This is a genomic window from Streptococcus sp. 27098_8_91, assembly GCF_041432385.1.
Lineage (GTDB): Bacteria > Bacillota > Bacilli > Lactobacillales > Streptococcaceae > Streptococcus.
In genome coordinates, this window is record NZ_JAPVZN010000003.1 from 1 (window position 1) to 21,818 (window position 21,818).

Genomic DNA, 21,818 nt, shown 5'->3' on the forward strand with positions numbered 1-21,818 from the left:
GTAAGGTTCTTCGCGTTGCTTCGAATTAAACCACATGCTCCACCGCTTGTGCGGGCCCCCGTCAATTCCTTTGAGTTTCAACCTTGCGGTCGTACTCCCCAGGCGGAGTGCTTAATGCGTTAGCTGCGGCACTAAACCCCGGAAAGGGTCTAACACCTAGCACTCATCGTTTACGGCGTGGACTACCAGGGTATCTAATCCTGTTTGCTCCCCACGCTTTCGAGCCTCAGCGTCAGTTACAAGCCAGAGAGCCGCTTTCGCCACCGGTGTTCCTCCATATATCTACGCATTTCACCGCTACACATGGAATTCCACTCTCCCCTCTTGCACTCAAGTTAAACAGTTTCCAAAGCGTACTATGGTTAAGCCACAGCCTTTAACTTCAGACTTATCTAACCGCCTGCGCTCGCTTTACGCCCAATAAATCCGGACAACGCTCGGGACCTACGTATTACCGCGGCTGCTGGCACGTAGTTAGCCGTCCCTTTCTGGTAAGATACCGTCACAGTGTGAACTTTCCACTCTCACACTCGTTCTTCTCTTACAACAGAGCTTTACGATCCGAAAACCTTCTTCACTCACGCGGCGTTGCTCGGTCAGACTTCCGTCCATTGCCGAAGATTCCCTACTGCTGCCTCCCGTAGGAGTCTGGGCCGTGTCTCAGTCCCAGTGTGGCCGATCACCCTCTCAGGTCGGCTATGTATCGTCGCCTTGGTGAGCCGTTACCTCACCAACTAGCTAATACAACGCAGGTCCATCTGGTAGTGATGCAATTGCACCTTTCAAGCAGATATCATGCAACATCTACTGTTATGCGGTATTAGCTATCGTTTCCAATAGTTATCCCCCGCTACCAGGCAGGTTACCTACGCGTTACTCACCCGTTCGCAACTCATCCGGAGAAGCAAGCTCCTCCTTCAGCGTTCTACTTGCATGTATTAGGCACGCCGCCAGCGTTCGTCCTGAGCCAGGATCAAACTCTCATTAAAAGTTTGAGTTCTCACTCATTTCTGTCACTGACAGATTTATTGTTTTTTCATTGTTCAGTACTACAACCTTAGTTGTAGTGCCCTGCACATTGGTTCGTCTTGTTCAGTTTTCAAAGGTCTTTGTCACTCACTTCTCTCAAGCGACAACTATATTAGTATATCACAGTCGCTTTCGCTTGTCAACACTTTTTTGAAACTTTTTTTAATTTTTTTCATCTAGTGTTTCATCTGCTTCATACTATAGTCCGTACGGGATTCGAACCCGTGTTACCGCCGTGAAAAGGCGGTGTCTTAACCCCTTGACCAACGGACCGGAGTTGTTATTTTCAACTCTTACTATTATACCGACTTTTCTTACTTTGTCAACACCTTTTTTTAATTTTTTTTAGAAGTCTTGTAATGTTTCCTTCAGATCTCTGAGAAGGGCTTTGCGGCCTTTAAATCGTTCGTCTGCCCAGAGGCGTTCATAGGCTTCTTGCTTATCTTCTGGTAACTTTCTTCTATAAGTATTCAACAATTCATGAAGGGCGTAGTAATCATCCAGCCACAATCCTCCTTCTGGTAGGCGATGGCTAATCTCCCCTACTTCTTCGTAGGCCATTCGGTCTAGGCGACGTTTTTGACTCTCTTGCTTTCTGACGCTATCTAGGATTCGATTGCGGAATTTTGTTTTGAAGTAGACGTAGAGTTTCTTTTCCTCTTCCACTAATTCTGGATGGGCTTCGAGGAGTTCATAGAGACAGATCAGTCCTTCTTGGTCCCAATCCTCTTTTTCCCACAGGTGGAGATAGTAATCTTTTCGACATCTATGGACAATTCCTTTTACCTTCTCATAATACTTTTCAAGCATTTGCTTTCCCCCTTTCTCTGCTTGTAGTATAGCAGAGAAAGGGGGAAAGAAGGGCTTTGGTTTCTGTCTTGTGTTTTTTTGAGTCTGTAATGTTATTGATTATGAGTTTGTAATTCACATAAAGGTGACTAGTTTTTCACAGTCTAATTTTCATGTAAAGAAAAAAGCCCACTGTTGTAGGCTTTCTGTAAGATATTTCTTAAAATTAAAGCATTTTGTTGTAGAATTCAACGACAAGGGCTTCGTTGATTTCTGGGTTGATTTCATCACGTTCTGGCAAACGAGTCAATGAACCTTCCAATTTTTCAGCGTCGAATGATACGAATGCTGGACGTCCAAGAGTAGCTTCTACTGCTTCAAGGATTGCTGGAACTTTCAATGATTTTTCACGAACTGAGATCACTTGACCTGGAGTTACGCGGTATGATGGGATATCAACGCGTTTTCCGTCAACAAGGATATGACCGTGGTTTACGAATTGACGAGCTTGACGACGAGTAGTCGCAAGACCAAGACGGTAAACAACGTTATCCAAACGACGTTCCAAAAGAAGCATGAAGTTAAAACCTAGGATTCCGTCTTTGATTTTTGTAGCTTGTACGAACAAGTTACGGAATTGTTTTTCACCTACACCGTAAGTGAAACGAAGTTTTTGTTTTTCAGCCAATTGCAAACCGTATTCTGACAATTTAGAACGGTTGTTTGGTCCGTGTTGTCCTGGTACGTAGTTACGACGTGCCAATTCTTTACCTGTACCTGTAAGTGAAAGGCCAAGGCGACGAGCTTGTTTCCAAGATGGTCCTGTATAACGTGACATGTGTATGTCCTCCTGATATAAATAATATTTCGGTGGAAATAGTCACTTAGAAAGCCCTGATTCGTGCAGATGCCCTTCGCCTAAACAGCCAAGGTTACTTATCAGAAGACATCTGTTGACGAGCTTCATGCGTTCCTGCTGATATTTCACACAATGGATATTGTACCATGAATGGTTAGATTTGTAAAGGGGGTTTAAGCTTTATTTTCATTGCCAGAGAGATTGAGAAGGAGGGTAAAGGTGCTTCCTAGGCCGTACTGGCTGGTAACTGTGATTTCTCCACCTAATTGATGGGCCAATTCGCGCGCAATCGCAAGACCTAAGCCATGACCACCTGTTTTCATGTTACGAGAAGTTTCTACACGATAAAGGCGTTTGAAAATATTTTCCAAATCCTCTGGGGCAATGCCCTGCCCTTCATCCGTTACACTGACTGAAAGCTGGTTCTTCTCCAGCTTAGCCACCACTTCCAGCTTGGTTCCTGGAGCTGAGTATTTAAAAGCGTTATTGATCAGATTCACCAAGATGCGAGAAAGTTTGGCATAATCTCCTTCAATCCGGGCAGACTCTGGAATTACCTGCAAGTGGACATCTCGCTCCTCCTGCTCAATCAAGAACTGAAACTCACTCATACACTCAATCAAGAGCTGATCCAGAAAAATGCTGTCTTTACTAGTTGTCTCTGCCTGATTTCTAGCTGTGTTTAGAGTCAAAAAATTCAACTCTTCAACCAGTTTATTAAGCCTTTCTGTCTGGCGTCCAATGGTTGCTAGATAATGGGCTTGTTCTCCTTCCTTGATAACTCCGTCCAAAATCCCTTCTACCGTCGCTTGAATCGAAGTAATGGGAGTCTTGATATCATGCGACAGTTGGGCAATCATCAAGCCCTTTTCTCGTTCGCTTTCTTCCAAGGAATCAAAGGTCGCTTGCAAATCATGGGACATTTCATTGAAAGCTTGCCCTAACTGCTGAAATTCTACAGGCCCTTGAACCTCCAGATTTGAAGGAAAATCCTTGTCCGCTACTCGCTTGGCATGTTCCTTAAGTTTGGCCAATGATGTAAAGACAGGCGATAGGAGAAAGAGACTAATCCCAGCACCGACAAAACTTGCCATGAGAGTCATTCCCACTAGGAAATAAATCTCTCTTTCGTCAATTAACATTCGCTGGACTGCCCAAAAAACCACGATAATCGTTAGAAGTGTTGAAATGATATAACCCACTAGAATATAACTTTTTAATTTCATTAACTACCTCGTGCTTTCTCAATTTTGTAGCCCAAGCCCCAAACGGTTTTGATGGTGGGAGTTTCTGCACTGGCATGTTTAGCCAACTCCTGTCGAAGAGCATGAATATGAACATTCAAGGTATTGGTATCATCCACATAATCTTCTTGCCAGACCTTTTCATAGAGGTCTGTCTTAGAGAAAACCCGCTCTGGATTACTAGCTAAAAGCCATAGAAGTTCGAAGGATTTGACTGTCAAATCAAGCGCCACATCTCCGACTTGGACCTCATGGCTACCGTGATTCATCCGTAAATCTCCGAGACTGACGACCTCTGTCTCACCTCCACGATGAAGGCGACGCAAGATATTGTGGACACGCAAAACCAGCTCACGTGGGCTAAAAGGCTTGGCAATAAAGTCATCTGCCCCTAAGCTCAGACCGTAAATCTTGTCCTGCTCACTGGTCTTAGCCGTAATAAAGAGAAAAGGCTGATCCGGATATTGATACTGGACCTCACTAATCAAATCATAACCATCCATCCGAGGCATCATGATATCTGTAATAATCAAATCAATAGGTTTTCGCTTGAATATTTCTAAAGCCTCTACTCCATCATGAGCCACCAAAACCTGATACCCTGCCTGAACCAGATAGCGTTGATGAATATCTGTGATTTCTACCTCGTCGTCAACGAGTAAAATTGTCTTTCCCATCTGTCTCTCCTTTGAAAAAAACAGTGCTATACCACAATAGTATAACACTATTTTAATCGCTTTACGAACATTCTAATCGCTATCTGGATTTTTCAAATCCTAGATAGAAAGTCTGTAGCTAGACTAGTCATTTTCCTCTTTTTTAGCTTTCAAACTGAGACCACCTAACAGTCCGGCCAAGGCGAGTCCAAAGAATCCAAGAGTAGCCATTGATGTTTGGGCTTCGCCAGTATATGGAAGCATGTCTTTTTGGTCTTTCATTTTATCAGCCATCATTGGATTTGACGCCTTGTTATTAGCTGCCATCTTGCCTTCATCAGACATTTTTCTTGAGGCTGCTGGAGCTTGATCTTGTTTCATGCTTGGTGTTGCCATAGGCTGGCTAGCATTCATGGTTTTATCCTGCTCTTTGTTAGGCATCATCTTATCCTGGCTAGCAGCTGGCATCTGCGATTTCATCGGAGTAAGAGACTGATGTCCATTCAAGTTTACTGTCAAATCCTTAGTCGCTACAAGGTTAGTTAAATCAGGCTTGCCGTCTTTTACACCGTAAACCTTGATGGTAGCCTTATAGCTTTGTGTACCGTTTTGTTTCAAGAGGTCTAGAAGCTCTTTATCAGATTTACCTTGGGTGCCGGCCAAATCCACTTCGTAGAAGTAGAGGCCTTTGCCCAATTTCTCTACTGGTGGGAGAGCTGGATTTTTTGCCGAACCGTTATCTGACCATGGAGCCTTGTCGGATGCTTTCAAAATCAGGCGAGTCAACATACCGTCACCGGCGAAGAATTCATACGGAATGACTTGGTTGACTCCGGCTGTGAATGGACCAGGGAAATTGGCTTTATCAAGGTAGGTAGCTGGGACATCTACTGTGGCTTTAGTGTTGTCAGCCACGCCTTTTTGAACTTCAGATGGAGTAGTCAAGCCATTCAAGTTGACATCCAAATCCTTAGTCGCTACAAGGTTAGTTAAATCAGGCTTGCCGTCTTTTACACCGTAAACCTTGATGGTAGCTTTATAGCTTTGTGTACCGTTTTGTTTCAAGAGGTCAAGCAGCTCTTTATCTGATTTGCCTTGAGTACCTGCCAAATCCACTTCATAGAAGTAGAGACCTTTGCCCAATTTCTCTACTGATGGGAGAGCTGGATTTTTAGCTGAACCGTTGTCTGACCATGGGGCCTTGTCTGAGGCTTTCAAGATAAGGCGAGTCAACATGCCGTCACCGGCGAAGAATTCATATGGGATAACTTGGTTAACACCGGCTGTGAATGGACCTGGGAAGTTGGCTTTATCCAAGTAAGTAGCTGGAACATCTACTGTGTCTTTAGTATTGTCAGCCACGCCTTTTTGGACTTCAGCTGGAGTTGTTAAGCCATTCAAGTTGACATCCAAATCTTTTGTCGCTACGAGATTGCTCAAATCAGCCTTGCCATCTTTAGCACCGTACACTTTAATGGTAGCTTTATAGCTTTGAGTGCCGTTTTGTTTCAAGAGGTCAAGCAAGTCCTTATCTGATTTTCCTTGAGTCCCTGCTAAATCCACTTCATAGAAGTAAAGGCCTTTGCCCAATTTTTCTACTGGTGGAAGAGCAGGATTTTTAGCTGATCCGTTGTCTGACCATGGGGCCTTGTCAGAAGCTTTCAAGATAAGGCGAGTCAACATGCCGTCACCAGCGAAGAACTCGTATGGAATAACTCGGTTGACACCAGCTGTGAATGGCCCTGGGAAGTTGGCTTTATCCAAGTAAGTAGCTGGTACATCTACTGTGTCTTTGGTATTGTCGGCCACACCTTTTTGTACTTCAGCTGGAGTTGTTGCTGGTTGAGCTTCATTTGCTTCACGGTCTTGTCCAGAAACTATAGGCGCAGGATTTGTCGAAGGTTTAACCGCATCTTCTGTTTCTTTCTTAGATTCTGGCTTTGCTTGCATTTCTTCTTTTGGTGCTACTACCGACTCTTTAGCAATTGCGTCCGCTTTTTCTGAAGAGCTTGTCGTATCCAAACTTGCTTTAGGTGTTGGAACAGACTGTTCTGAAGAAAGAGCTGTATCAACTGCTTCTTTGAATAGCTCTACTGGTAAATCGCTCTTTGCACTCACCGCATCTGCATCTGGCAAGACTTGAGTCGGGGTTGGATTGACCACATCGGCACGTACTGAACTTGGTTGACCAACTAGGACAAAGAAGCCACTAGCCACAACAACTGAGGCAACACCGACACTAAGACGGCGGATAGACCAACGAGTATATCTCTGATTTGGATTGAATTTCATAGGATTCTCCTTAGAGTTTTTCTTTATTTGATGACTCTAGTATAATCTCCTAAAATTAAAAAGGATTAAGAAAAAGTTAAAATTTTTCTTAAATCCCTCTTATAAAATACTTATATTGACTCAATAGTCGTTGAAAAAAAGAATAGTCATTCCTCTTCTACTCACTAAGGTTTGCTAGGGTATCCAAATATTGGTTATTAATCACCGCCATGATGTAGGTATCGGCTTTCAAAAGGTCATTTGGCCCAAATTGAACATCCAAGGGAGCATTTTCATGATCACGAAAGCCAAGGATATTGAGATTGTATCGCCCTCGAAGGTCTAGTTGACTAAGACTCTGCCCTGCCCAGGACTGTGGAATTTTCATCTCGACAATCGAGACATTCTTGTCCAACTGAAAGACATCTACACTGTTATTAAAGAGAATCGTCTGTGCCAACGAACGACCCATCTCAAACTCTGGTGAAATGACTGAGTCTGCACCGATTTTTTCAAGGACTTTTTTTGCTGTATGGCTTTTAACCTTAGCAATAACAGTCGGTACCCCTAGACTCTTGCAATGCATGACTGCAAGAACACTAGACTCTAGATTTTCACCAGTTGCGACGACTACGGTATCGCAGGTATCAACTCCAGCCGATAGCAAGAGGTCCTCATCTGTGATATCTCCAACAACACCACGCACCAAGACTGGTTCAAATTGATTGATTCGTTCCTCATGATTATCAATAGCGATAATATTTACATCATGCTTGGCGAGAGCAGCCAGAACACTACTTCCAAAAATACCCAAGCCTAAAATTCCGATTGTCCGAACTGACATAGTTTATCCTTTCTTATCCTATGGTAATATCTGCTTTCATATAGTGGATCATATCTTTCTTATCTGGTCGATACTCAGCCAAACTAACTAATAGCGTCAGAGGTCCGATTCGCCCAATAAACATCAGTAGCATAATGACACTAAGCGCTAGCTTACCTAACTCTGGTGTCAAATTAGCAGTTACTCCAACCGTGGCAAGCGCTGAAATAGTTTCAAACATCAGGTAGATAAATTTCGGATTCCCTTCTGCTGTTATTCCTAGTAAAATCAAGCCAACCAGAAAAGTCAATAAGAAAACAATAAACACACTGAATGATTTTTGGACTGTCCGAGGTTCAATCGTTCTCCGAGCTATATTTGCATGAGGTAGCCCTAAAAGTTCACTGCGCGCAAATACTAATAGAACAAAGAAGGTTGTGATTTTAAGTCCTCCTGCTGTTCCGCCAGGTGCCCCACCCAGAAACATCTGCAAAATATAGATCATCAAGGTAACAGGCCTAGCCTGAGTAAAATCAACAGAAGCAAATCCTGCCGTCCGCATGCTGACAGTTTGGAAGAAACTAACTAGCAATTTATCTGGGAAGCTGAGATTGCCAATCGTTCCCGAATTGTTCCACTCTATCAAGAGGGTTGAAACTGTTCCAGCAAATAAAATCCCCGCTGTTAAGAAGAGGACTAGCTTAGTATGGAAACGAAGACGACGCTTTTTCTTCTTTCCTAACTGGGTAGCTAGATCAAACCAGACCATGAAACCTAGGCCACCTGTAATAATCAAGCCTGCTATCACTAGATTAATCAATGGGTCTGTCTGAAAGGCTAGCAAACTCGTGCTACCAAAATTATCAAATCCAGCATTGCAGAAAGCTGAAATCGCCAAGAAGATAGACGTTAAAATACCTCGTCCCCAGCCAAACTCGGGGACAAAACGAAAACTTAGCAGAAAGGCTCCGAATCCTTCTACTAGAAAAGTCGTCACGAAGATGGAACGTAGAAAATCCCTCAGAGACTGGGTTTCTTCGAAGCTAAAGCTCTCCAGAATCGTTTCTCGACCTCGAAGACTGAGTTTTTGCTTGCCCTGGATATAGAAAATTCCGATAAAGGTCATGAGACCCAAACCACCAATCTGAATCAAGAACATACAGATCAGCTGCCCCCAGACATTGTAGGTCGAAGCGACAGGTAAGGTAAAAAGTCCTGTCACACAGACCATAGATACGGCTGTAAATAAATGGTCAAAGTAACCGGCATGAGATGTTGGAGATTGTACAAATGGCAGACTCAAAAGGAGAGACCCCAAGAGGATAACCAAAGCAAAACTTAAAAAGATTCTCCGAGCGGGTGATAAACGCCCTAGAATGGTATTTATTTTTTCAACAATTGATTTTAATAACATAGCTACATTGTACCACAAAAATCTGAGAATACTCACATATGACTAACGATCTCAAGGCAGATACCTAGCGCCTTATCAAAAGCTTCTGCACCCCAATCGCGTTGGTCATAGTTATCAAGATCTGCCAAAGAATCTGCCGTAAACAACAACTCACCCCAAACTGCTCCGCGAAGCTGAGCTACTGCCGCAAGAGCTGCACACTCCATCTCCACAACTACGCAGCCTTCTTCCTTGCGATAAGCAACTTTTTCAGCTGTTTCTCGGTAAAATCCGTCTGTCGACCAAGTCATAACCTCTTCATAAGGGACACCTAGTTGTTCCAAGATTTGCTCGATGGCAGAAACAGCTTCTACATGAACATCCATATAACGAGAAGGAGGTGCATAATGGTAGCTAGCTCCTTCATCACGCAATGCTCTGATTGGAACTAGAAAGGCATTTTCCTCTATATCGGCTAGGACACCACAGGTTCCAGTGGAAATGATTTTCTCCACACCGTAACCAATCAACCAATCCATAAACTGGGCTGCAGGGGCAGAACCAACAGGAGCCTGAGCCAGACACACTTCCTCACCCTTGTAACTCATGACATAAACAGGATAGGTTTTAGTGGCAGACACAAACTCCCCAACGCACTCTGCTCCCGCTTCCTGAGCATAGCGGTCAATCTCCTCCTCCAAAAACGCATAGATGCACTTCTTTGGCAACTGTAAATCTAAGCCTTCATGGTTGGGCATGATAACTGCTTGAGGATTGTCATCAAACTCTAAAATAGGAATAGCGTGTTTCTGAATCATAGAATACCTCCTCTAAATTTTTACTATTGTATCAAAAATAGAAAGAAAGTCAAGGTCGAGTCGCAATTCAGAAAAATTGAATTTAAATAGGAAACAACAATTAAATGCTTTTTTCGTCATAATAAAATTGCTATAGCTTAAGAAATAGTTTATAATAGATTGAATTTTTAAAAAAAGTGGAGGTTCTTATGAAATTCTATTCCTATGACTATGTGCTCAGTCAGATTAGTCAACAGAATTGGGTCATGATTATTGTATCAGCTTTACTGCTTATCGTGACTGGATTTTTTGCATTTAAGGCTTTTAAAGATAAGAGAGGAAGTAAGTTCCGTGAATTATCGCTCATTTCTATTTTGACCTTAATCGCATTCGTTTTGATAAGCATTACGAATCTTCAAAACAGTCAATCCAATGATAATCAATTCCGCTCTTCCCTAAACTTTATCGAAGTCGTTTCAAAAGAATTAGGTGTAGATAAAAAAGAGGTCTATGTCAATACCTCAGCAGTAACTGATGGAGCTATTATTAAGGTTGGCGAACATTTTTATCGTGCCATTAGCGGGACTGACCAAGATAGCTATTTATTAGAAAAAATGGAACTCTATAAATCAGATGTTGAACTCGTGGAGGTTGAAAAATGATAAGCTTTTTTGCTACAATTGCAATTAAATTGGCCTTGGGGCTTCTTTCTCTTGTTTTTGTTATTAACGTAACAGGTAAAGGAAATCTAGCACCAAGTTCTGCAGTGGACCAAATCCAGAACTTTGTTCTCGGGGGTATTATCGGTGGGGTTATCTACAATAGTTCTATTACCATCATCCAATACATTGTTATCCTCATTATTTGGACTATTCTCATTTTACTCCTTAAATGGTTGAATACCAATGTTTCCTTCATCAAACATCTGATTGACGGAAAACCAACTATTATCATTAAAAATGGTAAGTTAGATCCAGAAGCCTGTCGCTCAAAAGGTCTTGCAGCGGCAGATGTAGCTCTTAAGTTGCGCTCTCAAGGGATTTTCCAATTGAAAGAAGTCAAGAGAGCTGTGATTGAGCAAAATGGACAGCTGATTGTCGTAAGAATAGGTGACGAGAATCCTAAGTACCCAGTCATTACAGACGGTGTTGTCCAAATTGAAATCTTAGAAACCATTGGCAAATCCGAGGAGTGGCTAACTGAGAAATTGAAAGAAGAAGGTTTCGAAGAAGTCTCAAATATCTTTATTGCTGAATATGATAAAGGTCAATTGAACATTGTAACCTATTAAAAAAATAAACTGATGCTTTTCGTATCAGTTTTTTGCTTTTTAGTACAAAAGGGTATATACTGAAATTAATATCTGATTTAGTTTAGATAATACAAAAAATTAACGGAGGTATCCCCCATGTCAATCGAAGAAAAATTCAACCAAGCTAAAGGTTCTGTTAAAGAAGGTTTTGGTAAACTAACTGGCGATACAAAAACTCAAACAGAAGGAGCTGCAGAAAAGGTAGCTTCAAAAGCTAAAGAAGTTGCTGAAGATGCAAAAGAAGCTGTCGAAGGTGCAGTATCTGGCGTAAAAAACATCTTTAAAAAAGACGGAGAATAATTCTTTCTCGTCCTAATAACATAAGAAACTCTTATTCCAAGCTGTTAATATACTAGGGATAAGAGTTTTTTCTTTAAATTATTATGTTTTTTAATATTAGAAAATACTTCTTATGATGTGTTGCTCAACCTAAAGCAAAAAGAACTAATTCCTATACTCCTCCTATTTCCACAAACCACCTAAGATTTGTTTTTCCAATAAGCCTAAGTCCTCTTCTCTCATTTCGCCATTGACGCCAACGACATATAGTTGAGAGAAGTAAGCTAACAATGGACCTATACAGATGCGAACCATTTGAGGAATCGTTATCTCTGGATTTACACGTGGATCTGCTAGCAATTCCTTATGAAGCACTCGAAGTTTATCTTGAATAGCATTCCAGATAAAAATCTGTTCATTTTTTAGTTTTTTATTTGAAAAACTCTCTTGTAGAATGATTTTCATCAAGGCACGATTTTTTTTGAGATAGCTCATACGATTATGGACGAGATAACGAACCCTCTCTTCTGTCGTTTCAAAAGCTAAGAGTTCCTCAAAAAAACTACCGAGAATGCCTGGGACTACAGGATGTAAAATAGCCGTCAGTAAATCATCCTTCGTCTTAAAATACTTAAACAAAGTTGCCTGGCTTAGTCCAGCACGCTCAGCTATGTGAAGAGTTGAGGTCCCATGGTAACTCCTGGTTGATATGAGATCCACTGCTGCCTGCATGATTTTTTTCTTTCCTTGAGGGTAATTCGCTTCTTCTAAGTAATCTTCAAACGATTCAAAAACAGTCTTATCCATCCAATCTTCACACCTTTTTAGCATTATTTATGTTGATTTCTAAACTTTACGATAACGACGCAATCCAACAATATTGAGAATTGTTAAAATGATCAAGAAAATCATTAAAACACCAAGATTTGACAAAATATCACCAAGATTGTGTCCGTAAAGAATAATCTGGCTTATTGCATCACCAGAATAGGTTAATGGCAAAAATTTCCCCACAGTTGGAGCCCATTCTCCCATGGATGACAATGGAATAATTCCTGAGAAAAAAAGTTGGGGCATAATCACGAGAGGAATAAATTGCATCATTTGGAATTCTGATTTTGCTAGAGTAGACAAGAGAATTCCAAAAGCTAGTGCTACAAGAGCCAGTACCACATTAACTATTATAACATTTAAAATATTTCCTACAACTTCTACATCTAGTAGCCAAATTGCTGCTAAAACGACAACTGCCGTTTGAAAAATCGCAATAATACCGTAAGACAACATATAGCCATAGACGATTTCAGAACGTTTCACTGGGGTTGCTAACAAGCGATCCAAGGTTCCACTTGTTCGCTCTTTCAACAGTGCCATACCAGAAATCAAAAAGACAAAGAAGAAGACCACAAAGCCAATTAAAATTGGAATCATACGTGCAAAGAATCCAGTATTTTTATCTCCATATTGGTAAGATTCTTTGATTTCAGGCGCCTTTTCATCTAATTTCAATTGTGGAAGAGCTTGTTTGACACGAGATAATAACTGATCGGTGCCTTCATTGACGATACTTGTTCGTAACACTTGTCGTGTCATAGTTGTTTTAGAAGCATCCGTATTTGCGTAGTCGACCTGATACTCACCATCTTTATACGATATGACTGCATCTACTTTCTCGTCAGCTAGAGCTTTTTTAGCCTGATCTAAGTCTTGATAAGTCTCGACGTCCACATGATCGAGCTCATCCATTTTTGTTACCAAACCAGTTGGTAGATCTTGTGTCGCTAACTTGACATTCACGGTTGTACTAGCTGAAAACATGAGGTTCATCAGCCACATAATAAATACCGGCGCTACAAACATCATAGCCAAGGTTCGTTTGTCACGAAGCAATTCTTTGATAACTTTTTTAGCAATAGCAATGGTTCTCATCTTACTCTCCTTCTGCTTTCAAAAAGACTTCTTCAATACTTGAAACTTGATAACTATCTTTTAAGTGTTGCGGTGTATCAAAAGCAATGATTTTTCCACCTAATAATAAGCCGACCTTATCCGTTAACTCTGCTTCATCCATAACATGGGTAGTAACTAATATCCCTACCCCATTGTCTCTAAGCGCGAATAATTCTTTCCAGATTTTCTTTCGAAGAGAAGGGTCGATTCCAACTGTCGGTTCGTCCAAAATCAAGAGCTGAGGATTCCCCAGAAGCGCGACGGCTAAAGACAAGCGTCGCTTCATTCCTCCAGAATAACCGGATACCGTTTTATTCAAATGCTCTGTCAGATCCACAACTTGAGCCACATGGGCAATTTCAGCTGTCAGATCTCTTTTGGATAGCCCTTTTAGCTGACCAAAAAATTCTAGATTTTCTTGACCTGACAAGGCCTCATAAAGAGCATCAGACTGAGCCATATAGCCAATATCACCTAAAATATGACGATTTGGCATAGTATGGTCCAAGACTAAAGCGATACCGCTATCCGCCTTTTCCATTCCTAGCATGGTTTTAATCATAGTTGATTTACCAGCACCTGATGGACCGATTAGACCAATGATTTCTCCAGGCTTTAAATCAAAACCAACGTGATCTAAGACCATTTGACGACCAAAAGATTTTTCTAAATCTTTTAAATGTAACAATTTTTTCATTTGAATCCTCTCAGGTGAGTGTTTACTCACTTTTTAATCATGAGACTATTATAGTGAGTGAACGCTCACTTGTCAAGTAGAAAGTAGAAAATTGAAAAAAAATCTCCCTTCTCTTTCGAGAAAGGAGATTTTTTTATGGTCGTCCACCAGGGCCTCCATTTCCTTGAGGTCCACCTCCACCAGGTATCGAATTGACAATCTCAGTCTGTTTTTCACCATTGAAATAGATGTCTCCGCCTGTGTGAGTCGCTGTTCCATCAAAGTCAAAACCAGTTTGACCAGTCATTTTGATGGTTCCTCCATTAACTGTAATATTACCATTTGAGTCAATTGGATCCGTGTCCCCTTGACCAACTTCAACCGTCAAGTTCCCACCATTCATAGTGAAGAAAATTTCACTTTGTTGAGCATTTTTGTTGGCTGCATTGACACCATCATCCGTTGAATAGATGGCGATATCTCCACCGTTGATAGTAATTGACTTACCTTCAAGCCCTTCTGTAGAATTCTTAACGGTATAGGTACCACTATCAATAACCAAATCACCTGATGCGTGGATACCATCATCTCCAGCAGTAACAGTGATGGTATTGTCAGAGAGATACATGGTTCCTACAGATGTGTCCTCATCATTGTCGACCTTAACTCCGTCTTCCTTGGCATCGATAGTCATAGTTGTGCCGGTAATGTTGAGTTCATCATTAACATTAAAGGCATCCCCGACTGCTGTGATGTTGTAGCTTCCACCTGTGATGTGAAGTGTATCATTTGCCTTGATACCATTGTTTTTCTTACCATCTACATTGAGAGTTCCTTTACCGTTGATGGTCAAGTCCACTTTAGAGAAGAGCGCTGCATCCGCTTTTTCGTCACTATTAGTTGCTGAATCTGATAGGCTATTAGTTGTGCCATCTGCTAGAGTTAGGTAAACATGACCGGCTGATGTTGCAGATATAGCAGCATTGGTATTGGTCATGGTCACACCCTTTAGAACAATATGTACATCATCAGTCTTTTCGGCTTCAATCTTGATTTGAACTCCGTCGGATTGACCAGATATGACATAGGTTCCTGCCTTGGAGATTGTAACGGTAGATCCTGATACGGCAACTCCATCACCTGATACCTTCGCTGTTGATTCTGACAAGGTTACAGTTGCTGCTGTCTTTTCATCATAAGAAGTATCATAGTCCTTGTCTGTAAAATAGCTAGTTTTCTTAGCTTCTGTAGTTGATGTCGTTTTCGTTGTCGCAGTATTGCTAGCTGTTGTATTTGAAGTTGACTGGGTACAAGCTGTTACTAGTGCTAGAGTTGCTATACTCGTTAATAAGAATGTCCATTTTTTTGCTTTCATGCTCGTTTCCTCGACTTTCATTTTACATGCTCTTAGTCTACGTGACTTTCCTAAAATAAGCCTAAACTTTTTCTGAAAGTTTTCTTAAGTTTAGTTTCAATTAAGTTAAATTTAACAAAAGTTTTAGATAAACTCTTTAAAATCCTAGACAAACAAGCTCGTCCTTGTTTAAAAATAGTATAACCTAAGATTAGAGGAGAAGGACTTATGAAACCAATCGAAACAACTTTTAAACGGATTGAAACCAAATATGTTGTCTCCAAAAAAATATTAGACAAACTGGTTCAGGATTTAAAGAAATATTTGGTAGAAGACGACTATCCAATTTCAACAATATCAAATATCTACTTTGATACAGAAGACTTTGATATTCTCCAAGATGAGCATCTTGGCGACAAACGAAAAGAAAAGGTACGGATGCGGACCTATCTCAGCCAAGCTAAAATAGATAGTCAAGTTTTTTTAGAAATCAAAACTAAGGACCAAGAAGGGATTGGTCGCAAGTACCGACTGCTCTCAACTCCTAGTTCCATCATCAATTTCATAACCAAAGGGCACTTGGATGCTAGCATTACTGATACAGTCGTCATTGAAAAAGTGAAAAAACTTCAGCATGATTACAAACTCGCTATCAAGCCTCGTATGTACATCTACTACGATCGTTATTCATTAAAAGAAAAAAAATACATCGAGGGCTACGACTATAATAAAATTCGTATCACCATTGACCAAAATCTAATCTATAGAGATGAAAATGTCAGTCTCTTCGCAGGAAATCAAGGGGCTCCTCTATTAGATGACAATACTGTGATTATGGAGATTAAAGCTCCTGGAAACAAACCTCAGTGGTTACAAGACATTCTAAAGAAGTATGGTTTGATGGAGCACAAATTTTCAAAATACAGTTGTGCTTACCACAAATCTCAAGGGCTTCCTTATGCACCACGTCCCAGTATAGAAAGCGCAGGTACCGCTTATGCTTAATCTATTTAATTCCATTTTCAACAACGCCACTGCAAGTGCAGATCCCTTCCAACTACTGCTGGCACTTCTAGTCAGTCTAGTCCTCGGTTTGGCACTTACTTGGACCTACAAATATCGAACCCTCTACACCAGAGAATTTGCTATCAGCTTGACTCTGCTTCCTTGCCTTATGACCTTGGTTATTTTTCTGGTCAATGGGAGCTTGGGTACGTCAATTGCTGTAGCCGGAACCTTTAGTTTGATTCGTTTCCGTTCTGCAACGAGTGGTTCAAGAGAACTGATTGCGATTTTCCTTGCCATGATTATCGGTTTGGCTTGTGGAACAGGCTATCTCTTCCTGGCCATTCTCTTCACACTCTTTATCTTGGGCGTTTGGTTCCTTTTGGAGAATCAACAAGTTAAATCTGACAATCAACGCCGTAGACTTTTGACAATCACGGTAACTAATCAAGAGAAGATTCAAGATGCTATCCAATCTGCTCTTGACCAATTCTGCTCAGAAATTGACATGATTACGATCAATAGCACAAATGCAGGGGACAACCTTAGCATTGTCTATGAAGTCGAGCTAAAAACAGAGGTCGATGATTTCCAAGTGACTAGCTATCTTACACAAAATATTGATCAATGCGATGTGGCTCTAACTAAAAAAGCTAAAAAGAGAAAAAATCTCTAAAGACGAAAAACGAGGCTGGGATAAAAATTCCGACCTCGTTTTTTGCTAGCAATAAGTTTTTGATACTGAGACTGGTTAGGCTTTTCGATTTCAAAGAGCTCTTTTGAAAAAGACTTCACTTTCTCTTTCTACAACCTTTAATTTCCTTTAACTGGAATCTCTTTGATAACTCGTGCTGGATTTCCTGCCAAAACGACATTATCTCCAAAAGATTTTGTAATGACCGCTCCTGCTCCTGCAACGACATTATCCCCTAAAGTAACACCCGGTAGGACAATGACACCACCACCTGCCCAAAAGTTCTTACCAATCGTGATGGGTTTGCCAAATTCTAGTCCCGAGTTTCGTTCATCGGGATCCAGCGGATGAAGAGGTGTTAAAAACTGACAATTAGGACCAATCATGGCATTATCACCAATCGTGATCGGACATACGTCCAACATGGTCAAATTCCAATTGGAATAAAAATTTTCTCCTAAATGGATATTAACTCCATAATCCACCACCAATCGAGGATTGACATAAAGGTTTTCTCCGGTAGAACCAAACCATCCTTTGATGATTTCCATACCTTTTACTGGATCGACTTCTCCATTAAAAGCTGCTTGCTTTTGTCGCGCTGTTTGTGCTAGAGAACGGAGGTCTGGGTCGAATGGGTGATAGGGTTCTCCTGCGATCATTTTTTGATATTCTGTTTTCATGTTATTTCTTTTTTGCTTGTTTTAGATGATTGTAGCATAGTTTTGAATCTAGAGCAAATTATAGTGAAATGAAATAAAATCTGAACAAATTTACTAGAGCAGTTAAGTCAATTTCTAGCATTTTTTAGAATTCACAGTGTGCTGTTTTGTATTCGATCTACTATAAAACACAAGTCTAACCTTAAATACAAAAAGCGAACAAATCCAGTTTTCTGACAATCAGAATTCTGCCTTGTTCGCTTTTTTATCTAGTGGATCCTTCTTAAGAATCTATAGTGAATGATTAATCTTTTCATTTCAGACCTTAAGCAACACCTACTTATTCGCTTACTTCAACAGTTTCAACGACTTCTTCTACAGTCGTATCTACTGAAGTTTCTTCTTGAGAAGATGCTAGGTAAGACTCTTCATTGATAGCTTGTGGTTCAAGGTTACGGTAACGTGCCATACCTGTACCAGCTGGGATGATCTTACCGATGATAACATTTTCTTTAAGTCCAAGGAGATGGTCTTTCTTACCACGGATAGCCGCGTCAGTAAGGACACGAGTTGTTTCCTGGAAGGAAGCCGCTGACAAGAAACTGTTGGTTTCAAGTGAGGCTTTTGTAATTCCCATAAGGACAGGGCGACCTGTCGCTGGAACTCCACCTGCGATAAGGACATCTTTGTTGGCATCTGTAAAGTCATTGATATCCATGAGGGTACCCATGAGAAGGTCTGTATCTCCTGGATCCATGACACGGACTTTACGGATCATTTGACGAACCATTACCTCAATGTGTTTGTCACCGATTTCTACCCCTTGGCTACGGTAAACTTTTTGTACTTCACCGAGAAGGTAGGTTTCAACTGACAAGACATCACGTACAGCAAGGAGACGTTTTGGTTGGATAGAACCTTCTGTCAATGCTGCACCACGAGAAACTTGATCGCCGACTTCAACACGCATACGAGCTGTAAACGGAACGACATATTCACCTTCGCCAGTTTCACCCTTAACAAAGACTTTCTTAGTACGAGTTGATGCATCTTCTTCGATAGCTGTAACTTGTCCTTTAACCTCTGTGATAACCGCTTCCCCTTTAGGATTGCGGGCTTCAAAGATTTCTTGGACACGAGGAAGACCCTGAGTGATATCGGTATTTGAGGCAACCCCACCCGTGTGGAAGGTACGCATTGTAAGCTGTGTACCAGGTTCCCCGATAGATTGGGCAGCGATTGTACCAACTGCTTCACCAACTTCAACCGCATCACCAGTCGCCAAGTTGATACCATAACAGTGACGGCAGACACCGTGACGAGTGTTACATGTAAATACAGAGCGGATAGTCACTTCTTCCACACCAGCGTTGACAATTTCACGCGCCTTGTCTTCTGTAATCAGCTCATTTGGACCGATAATAACTACACCAGTTTCTGGATGTTTAACAGTTTTCTTAGTGTAACGACCATTGAGACGTTCTTCGAGAGATTCGATCATCTCTTTTCCTTCTGCGATAGAACGGATCAAGAGACCACGGTCTGTTCCACAGTCATCCTCACGGATGATAACGTCTTGGGCAACGTCAACCAAACGACGAGTCAAGTAACCTGAGTCGGCTGTCTTAAGGGCCGTATCAGTCATACCTTTACGGGCACCGTGAGTTGAGAAGAACATTTCGAGTACTGACAAACCTTCGCGGAAGTTTGAAAGGATTGGCAATTCCATGATACGTCCGTTCGGAGCCGCCATCAGACCACGCATACCGGCAAGCTGTGAGAAGTTTGAGATGTTACCACGGGCTCCAGAGTCCATCATCATAACGATTGGGTTCTTAGGATCTTGGTTGGCAATCAAGCGTTTCTCCAATTTTTCACGGGCAGCACGCCATTCAGCTGTAACGGCATTGTAACGCTCGTCGTCTGTGATCATACCACGACGGAATTGTTTTGTGATTTGTTCTACACGTTTGTGTGATTCTTCGATGATTTCAGCCTTGTCTTCAACAACTGGGATATCGGCAATACCCACTGTCAATCCTGCAAGAGTTGAGTGGTGGTAACCGAGGTTCTTCATACGGTCAAGTAGGGCAGAAGTTTCTGTCGTACGGAAACGTTTGAAGATTTCAGCGATGATATTTCCAAGGTTTTTCTTCTTGAATGGAGGGTTAAGCTCAAGTTTGCTGATAGCTTCCTTGATATCTCCACCTAGTGGCAAGAAGTATTTATCTGGAACACCTTCTGTCAAGTTAGCATTATTTGGCTCTTGCAAGTAAGGTAGACCTTCTGGCATGATATCGTTGAAGAGGATCTTACCAACAGTTGTAAGCAAGACTTTATGTTTTTGCTCTTCTGTCCATGGTTTGTTAAGGCTGTCTGTTGCGATACCTACACGTGAGTGAAGGTGAACATAACCATTGCGGTAAGCCATGACAGCTTCGTCACGGTCTTTGAAGACCATTCCTTCACCTTCACGACCAGCTTCTTCCATAGTCAAGTAGTAGTTACCCAAAACCATGTCCTGAGATGGAGTAACAACTGGTTTACCATCTTTCGGGTTCAAGATATGCTCAGCAGCGAGCATCAAGATACGAGCTTCTGCTTGGGCTTCTTCTGAAAGCGGTACGTGAATGGCCATTTGGTCCCCGTCAAAGTCGGCATTGTAGGCTTCACAGACAAGCGGGTGCAAGCGAAGGGCCTTACCATCAATCAAGACTGGCTCGAAGGCTTGGATACCCAAACGGTGAAGGGTCGGTGCGCGGTTAAGAAGTACTGGGTGTTCTTTGATCACTTCTTCAAGGATATCCCAGATACGCTCATCTCCGCGTTCGACCAAGCGTTTAGCAGCTTTGACGTTTTGCACGATATCACGTGCAACGATTTCACGCATCACAAATGGTTTAAAGAGCTCGATCGCCATTTCACGTGGCACACCACACTGGTACATCTTAAGAGTTGGACCAACGGCGATAACGGAACGTCCTGAGAAGTCCACACGTTTACCGAGCAAGTTTTGACGGAAGCGTCCTTGTTTACCTTTGAGCATGTGGCTCAATGATTTAAGTGGACGACTACCTGGTCCTGTAATTGGACGACCACGACGACCATTGTCAATCAAAGCGTCAACCGCTTCTTGAAGCATACGCTTCTCATTTTGAACGATGATACCTGGTGCGTTCAACTCAAGCAAACGAGCCAAACGGTTGTTACGGTTGATAACACGACGGTAAAGGTCGTTCAAGTCAGATGAGGCAAAACGGCCACCATCCAACTGCAACATTGGACGAAGATCTGGTGGAATAACCGGAAGGATGTTAAGAATCATCCATTCAGGTTTATTTCCAGACTTGTAAAAGGCATCCAAAACATCCAAACGACGGATGGCTTTGATACGTTTTTGTCCAGTTGCTGTCTTCAATTCTTCTTTGAGTTCAGCAATTTCTTTTTCAAGATCTACTTGTTTCAAGAGGTCTTGGATAGCTTCGGCACCCATTTTAGCAACGAATGATCCGTAGCCATATTCACGCAAGCGCTCACGATATTCACGCTCTGTCATGATAGATTTGTGCTCAAGTGGTGTATCCTTTGGATCAATCACCACGTAAGCAGCAAAGTAGATTACTTCCTCGAGGGCACGAGGGCTCATATCAAGGGTCAAGCCCATACGGCTTGGAATTCCCTTGAAATACCAGATATGAGATACAGGAGCTTTCAACTCGATGTGTCCCATACGTTCACGACGAACTTTTGTACGCGTTACTTCAACACCACAACGGTCACAAACAATCCCTCTGTAACGAATACGTTTGTACTTACCACAAGCACATTCCCAGTCTTTTGTAGGACCAAAGATGACTTCGTCGAATAGTCCTTCACGTTCTGGTTTCAACGTACGGTAATTGATTGTTTCAGGTTTTTTGACTTCTCCATAAGACCATGAACGGACTTTACTTGGAGAAGCTAGTGTGATTTGCATACTTTTAAAACGATTTACGTCAACCACTATTTCTTCCCTTTCTATTCTA

At 41.7% G+C, this 21,818-nt stretch carries 19 protein-coding genes, 1 tRNA gene and 1 rRNA gene; 5 read left to right on the top strand and 16 right to left on the bottom strand.

All coding sequences use genetic code 11. From position 1 onward, the window contains the following. From O3611_RS03665 to O3611_RS03710, 10 genes are all read right to left on the bottom strand, one after another. Window positions 1–989 (bottom strand): 16S ribosomal RNA (locus O3611_RS03665); the annotation flags it as partial. A 241-nt stretch (window positions 990–1,230) separates the two neighbouring features. Continuing rightward, a tRNA-Glu gene (locus O3611_RS03670) sits at window positions 1,231–1,302 on the bottom strand. A gap of 72 nt (window positions 1,303–1,374) precedes the next feature. Continuing rightward, window positions 1,375–1,839, bottom strand: a complete 465-nt coding sequence (locus O3611_RS03675; RefSeq protein WP_371607866.1) for a sigma-70 family RNA polymerase sigma factor — start codon at window positions 1,837–1,839, stop codon at window positions 1,375–1,377. Window positions 1,840–2,044: 205 nt separating this feature from the next. After that, the gene (rpsD, locus tag O3611_RS03680) at window positions 2,045–2,656 is read right to left on the bottom strand and encodes a 30S ribosomal protein S4 (RefSeq protein ID WP_371607867.1); all 612 of its coding nucleotides are present in this window, start codon (window positions 2,654–2,656) and stop codon (window positions 2,045–2,047) included. A 194-nt stretch (window positions 2,657–2,850) separates the two neighbouring features. Further along, the gene (locus O3611_RS03685) at window positions 2,851–3,903 is read right to left on the bottom strand and encodes a sensor histidine kinase (RefSeq protein ID WP_371607868.1); all 1,053 of its coding nucleotides are present in this window, start codon (window positions 3,901–3,903) and stop codon (window positions 2,851–2,853) included. Continuing rightward, window positions 3,903–4,598, bottom strand: coding sequence for a response regulator transcription factor (locus O3611_RS03690; protein WP_248034394.1), 696 nt, complete (start codon window positions 4,596–4,598; stop codon window positions 3,903–3,905). Before O3611_RS03690 ends, O3611_RS03685 begins: the two co-directional genes overlap by 1 nt. 123 nt (window positions 4,599–4,721) lie before the next feature. Beyond that, a complete protein-coding gene (locus tag O3611_RS03695) occupies window positions 4,722–6,869 on the bottom strand; it encodes an SSURE domain-containing protein (protein ID WP_371607869.1) in 2,148 nt (715 codons plus the stop codon). 157 nt (window positions 6,870–7,026) lie between these two features. Continuing rightward, window positions 7,027–7,692: a TrkA family potassium uptake protein gene (locus O3611_RS03700; RefSeq protein ID WP_371607870.1), complete on the bottom strand. Its 666-nt coding sequence runs from the start codon at window positions 7,690–7,692 to the stop codon at window positions 7,027–7,029. A 13-nt stretch (window positions 7,693–7,705) separates the two neighbouring features. Next, entirely contained in the window at window positions 7,706–9,085 is a 1,380-nt protein-coding gene (locus O3611_RS03705; protein WP_371607871.1) for a TrkH family potassium uptake protein, read from the bottom strand. Between the two features lie 32 nt (window positions 9,086–9,117). Continuing rightward, entirely contained in the window at window positions 9,118–9,882 is a 765-nt protein-coding gene (locus O3611_RS03710; RefSeq protein ID WP_371607872.1) for a nucleoside phosphorylase, read from the bottom strand. A gap of 188 nt (window positions 9,883–10,070) precedes the next feature. On the opposite strand from O3611_RS03710, the gene O3611_RS03715 reads away from it, so the two are divergent. The 3 genes from O3611_RS03715 (at window position 10,071) to O3611_RS03725 (ending at window position 11,473) form a co-directional block, all read left to right on the top strand. Next, window positions 10,071–10,523: a DUF3290 family protein gene (locus O3611_RS03715; protein WP_371607873.1), complete on the top strand. Its 453-nt coding sequence runs from the start codon at window positions 10,071–10,073 to the stop codon at window positions 10,521–10,523. Continuing rightward, on the top strand, window positions 10,520–11,152 hold the full coding sequence (locus O3611_RS03720; protein ID WP_371607874.1) for a DUF421 domain-containing protein: 633 nt from the start codon (window positions 10,520–10,522) through the stop codon (window positions 11,150–11,152). The genes O3611_RS03715 and O3611_RS03720 overlap by 4 nt, the downstream gene beginning before the upstream one ends. Window positions 11,153–11,269: 117 nt before the next feature. Further along, the gene (locus tag O3611_RS03725) at window positions 11,270–11,473 is read left to right on the top strand and encodes a CsbD family protein (protein WP_006153995.1); all 204 of its coding nucleotides are present in this window, start codon (window positions 11,270–11,272) and stop codon (window positions 11,471–11,473) included. 162 nt (window positions 11,474–11,635) lie between these two features. Here O3611_RS03725 and O3611_RS03730 read toward each other — a convergent pair whose 3' ends face one another. The 4 genes from O3611_RS03730 to O3611_RS03745 form a co-directional block, all read right to left on the bottom strand. Next, window positions 11,636–12,259: a TetR/AcrR family transcriptional regulator gene (locus O3611_RS03730; RefSeq protein WP_049508119.1), complete on the bottom strand. Its 624-nt coding sequence runs from the start codon at window positions 12,257–12,259 to the stop codon at window positions 11,636–11,638. A 39-nt stretch (window positions 12,260–12,298) separates the two neighbouring features. Then, entirely contained in the window at window positions 12,299–13,381 is a 1,083-nt protein-coding gene (locus O3611_RS03735; RefSeq protein WP_006154045.1) for an ABC transporter permease, read from the bottom strand. Window position 13,382: 1 nt separating this feature from the next. Next, entirely contained in the window at window positions 13,383–14,099 is a 717-nt protein-coding gene (locus tag O3611_RS03740) for an ABC transporter ATP-binding protein (RefSeq protein WP_042759577.1), read from the bottom strand. 133 nt (window positions 14,100–14,232) lie between these two features. Further along, the gene (locus tag O3611_RS03745) at window positions 14,233–15,453 is read right to left on the bottom strand and encodes a carbohydrate-binding domain-containing protein (protein ID WP_371607875.1); all 1,221 of its coding nucleotides are present in this window, start codon (window positions 15,451–15,453) and stop codon (window positions 14,233–14,235) included. Window positions 15,454–15,660: 207 nt separating this feature from the next. On the opposite strand from O3611_RS03745, the gene O3611_RS03750 reads away from it, so the two are divergent. Both O3611_RS03750 and O3611_RS03755 read left to right on the top strand, forming a co-directional pair. Next, window positions 15,661–16,437 (top strand): polyphosphate polymerase domain-containing protein, encoded by a 777-nt coding sequence (locus tag O3611_RS03750; protein ID WP_371607876.1) that lies wholly within the window; start codon window positions 15,661–15,663, stop codon window positions 16,435–16,437. Beyond that, window positions 16,430–17,113: a DUF4956 domain-containing protein gene (locus O3611_RS03755; protein ID WP_371607877.1), complete on the top strand. Its 684-nt coding sequence runs from the start codon at window positions 16,430–16,432 to the stop codon at window positions 17,111–17,113. Before O3611_RS03750 ends, O3611_RS03755 begins: the two co-directional genes overlap by 8 nt. A 137-nt stretch (window positions 17,114–17,250) precedes the next feature. Here O3611_RS03755 and O3611_RS03760 read toward each other — a convergent pair whose 3' ends face one another. After that, window positions 17,251–17,814 (bottom strand): sugar O-acetyltransferase, encoded by a 564-nt coding sequence (locus tag O3611_RS03760; protein ID WP_371607878.1) that lies wholly within the window; start codon window positions 17,812–17,814, stop codon window positions 17,251–17,253. 319 nt (window positions 17,815–18,133) lie between these two features. After that, entirely contained in the window at window positions 18,134–21,796 is a 3,663-nt protein-coding gene (rpoC, locus tag O3611_RS03765) for a DNA-directed RNA polymerase subunit beta' (RefSeq protein WP_322741458.1), read from the bottom strand. Between the last annotated feature and the right edge of the window lie 22 nt (window positions 21,797–21,818).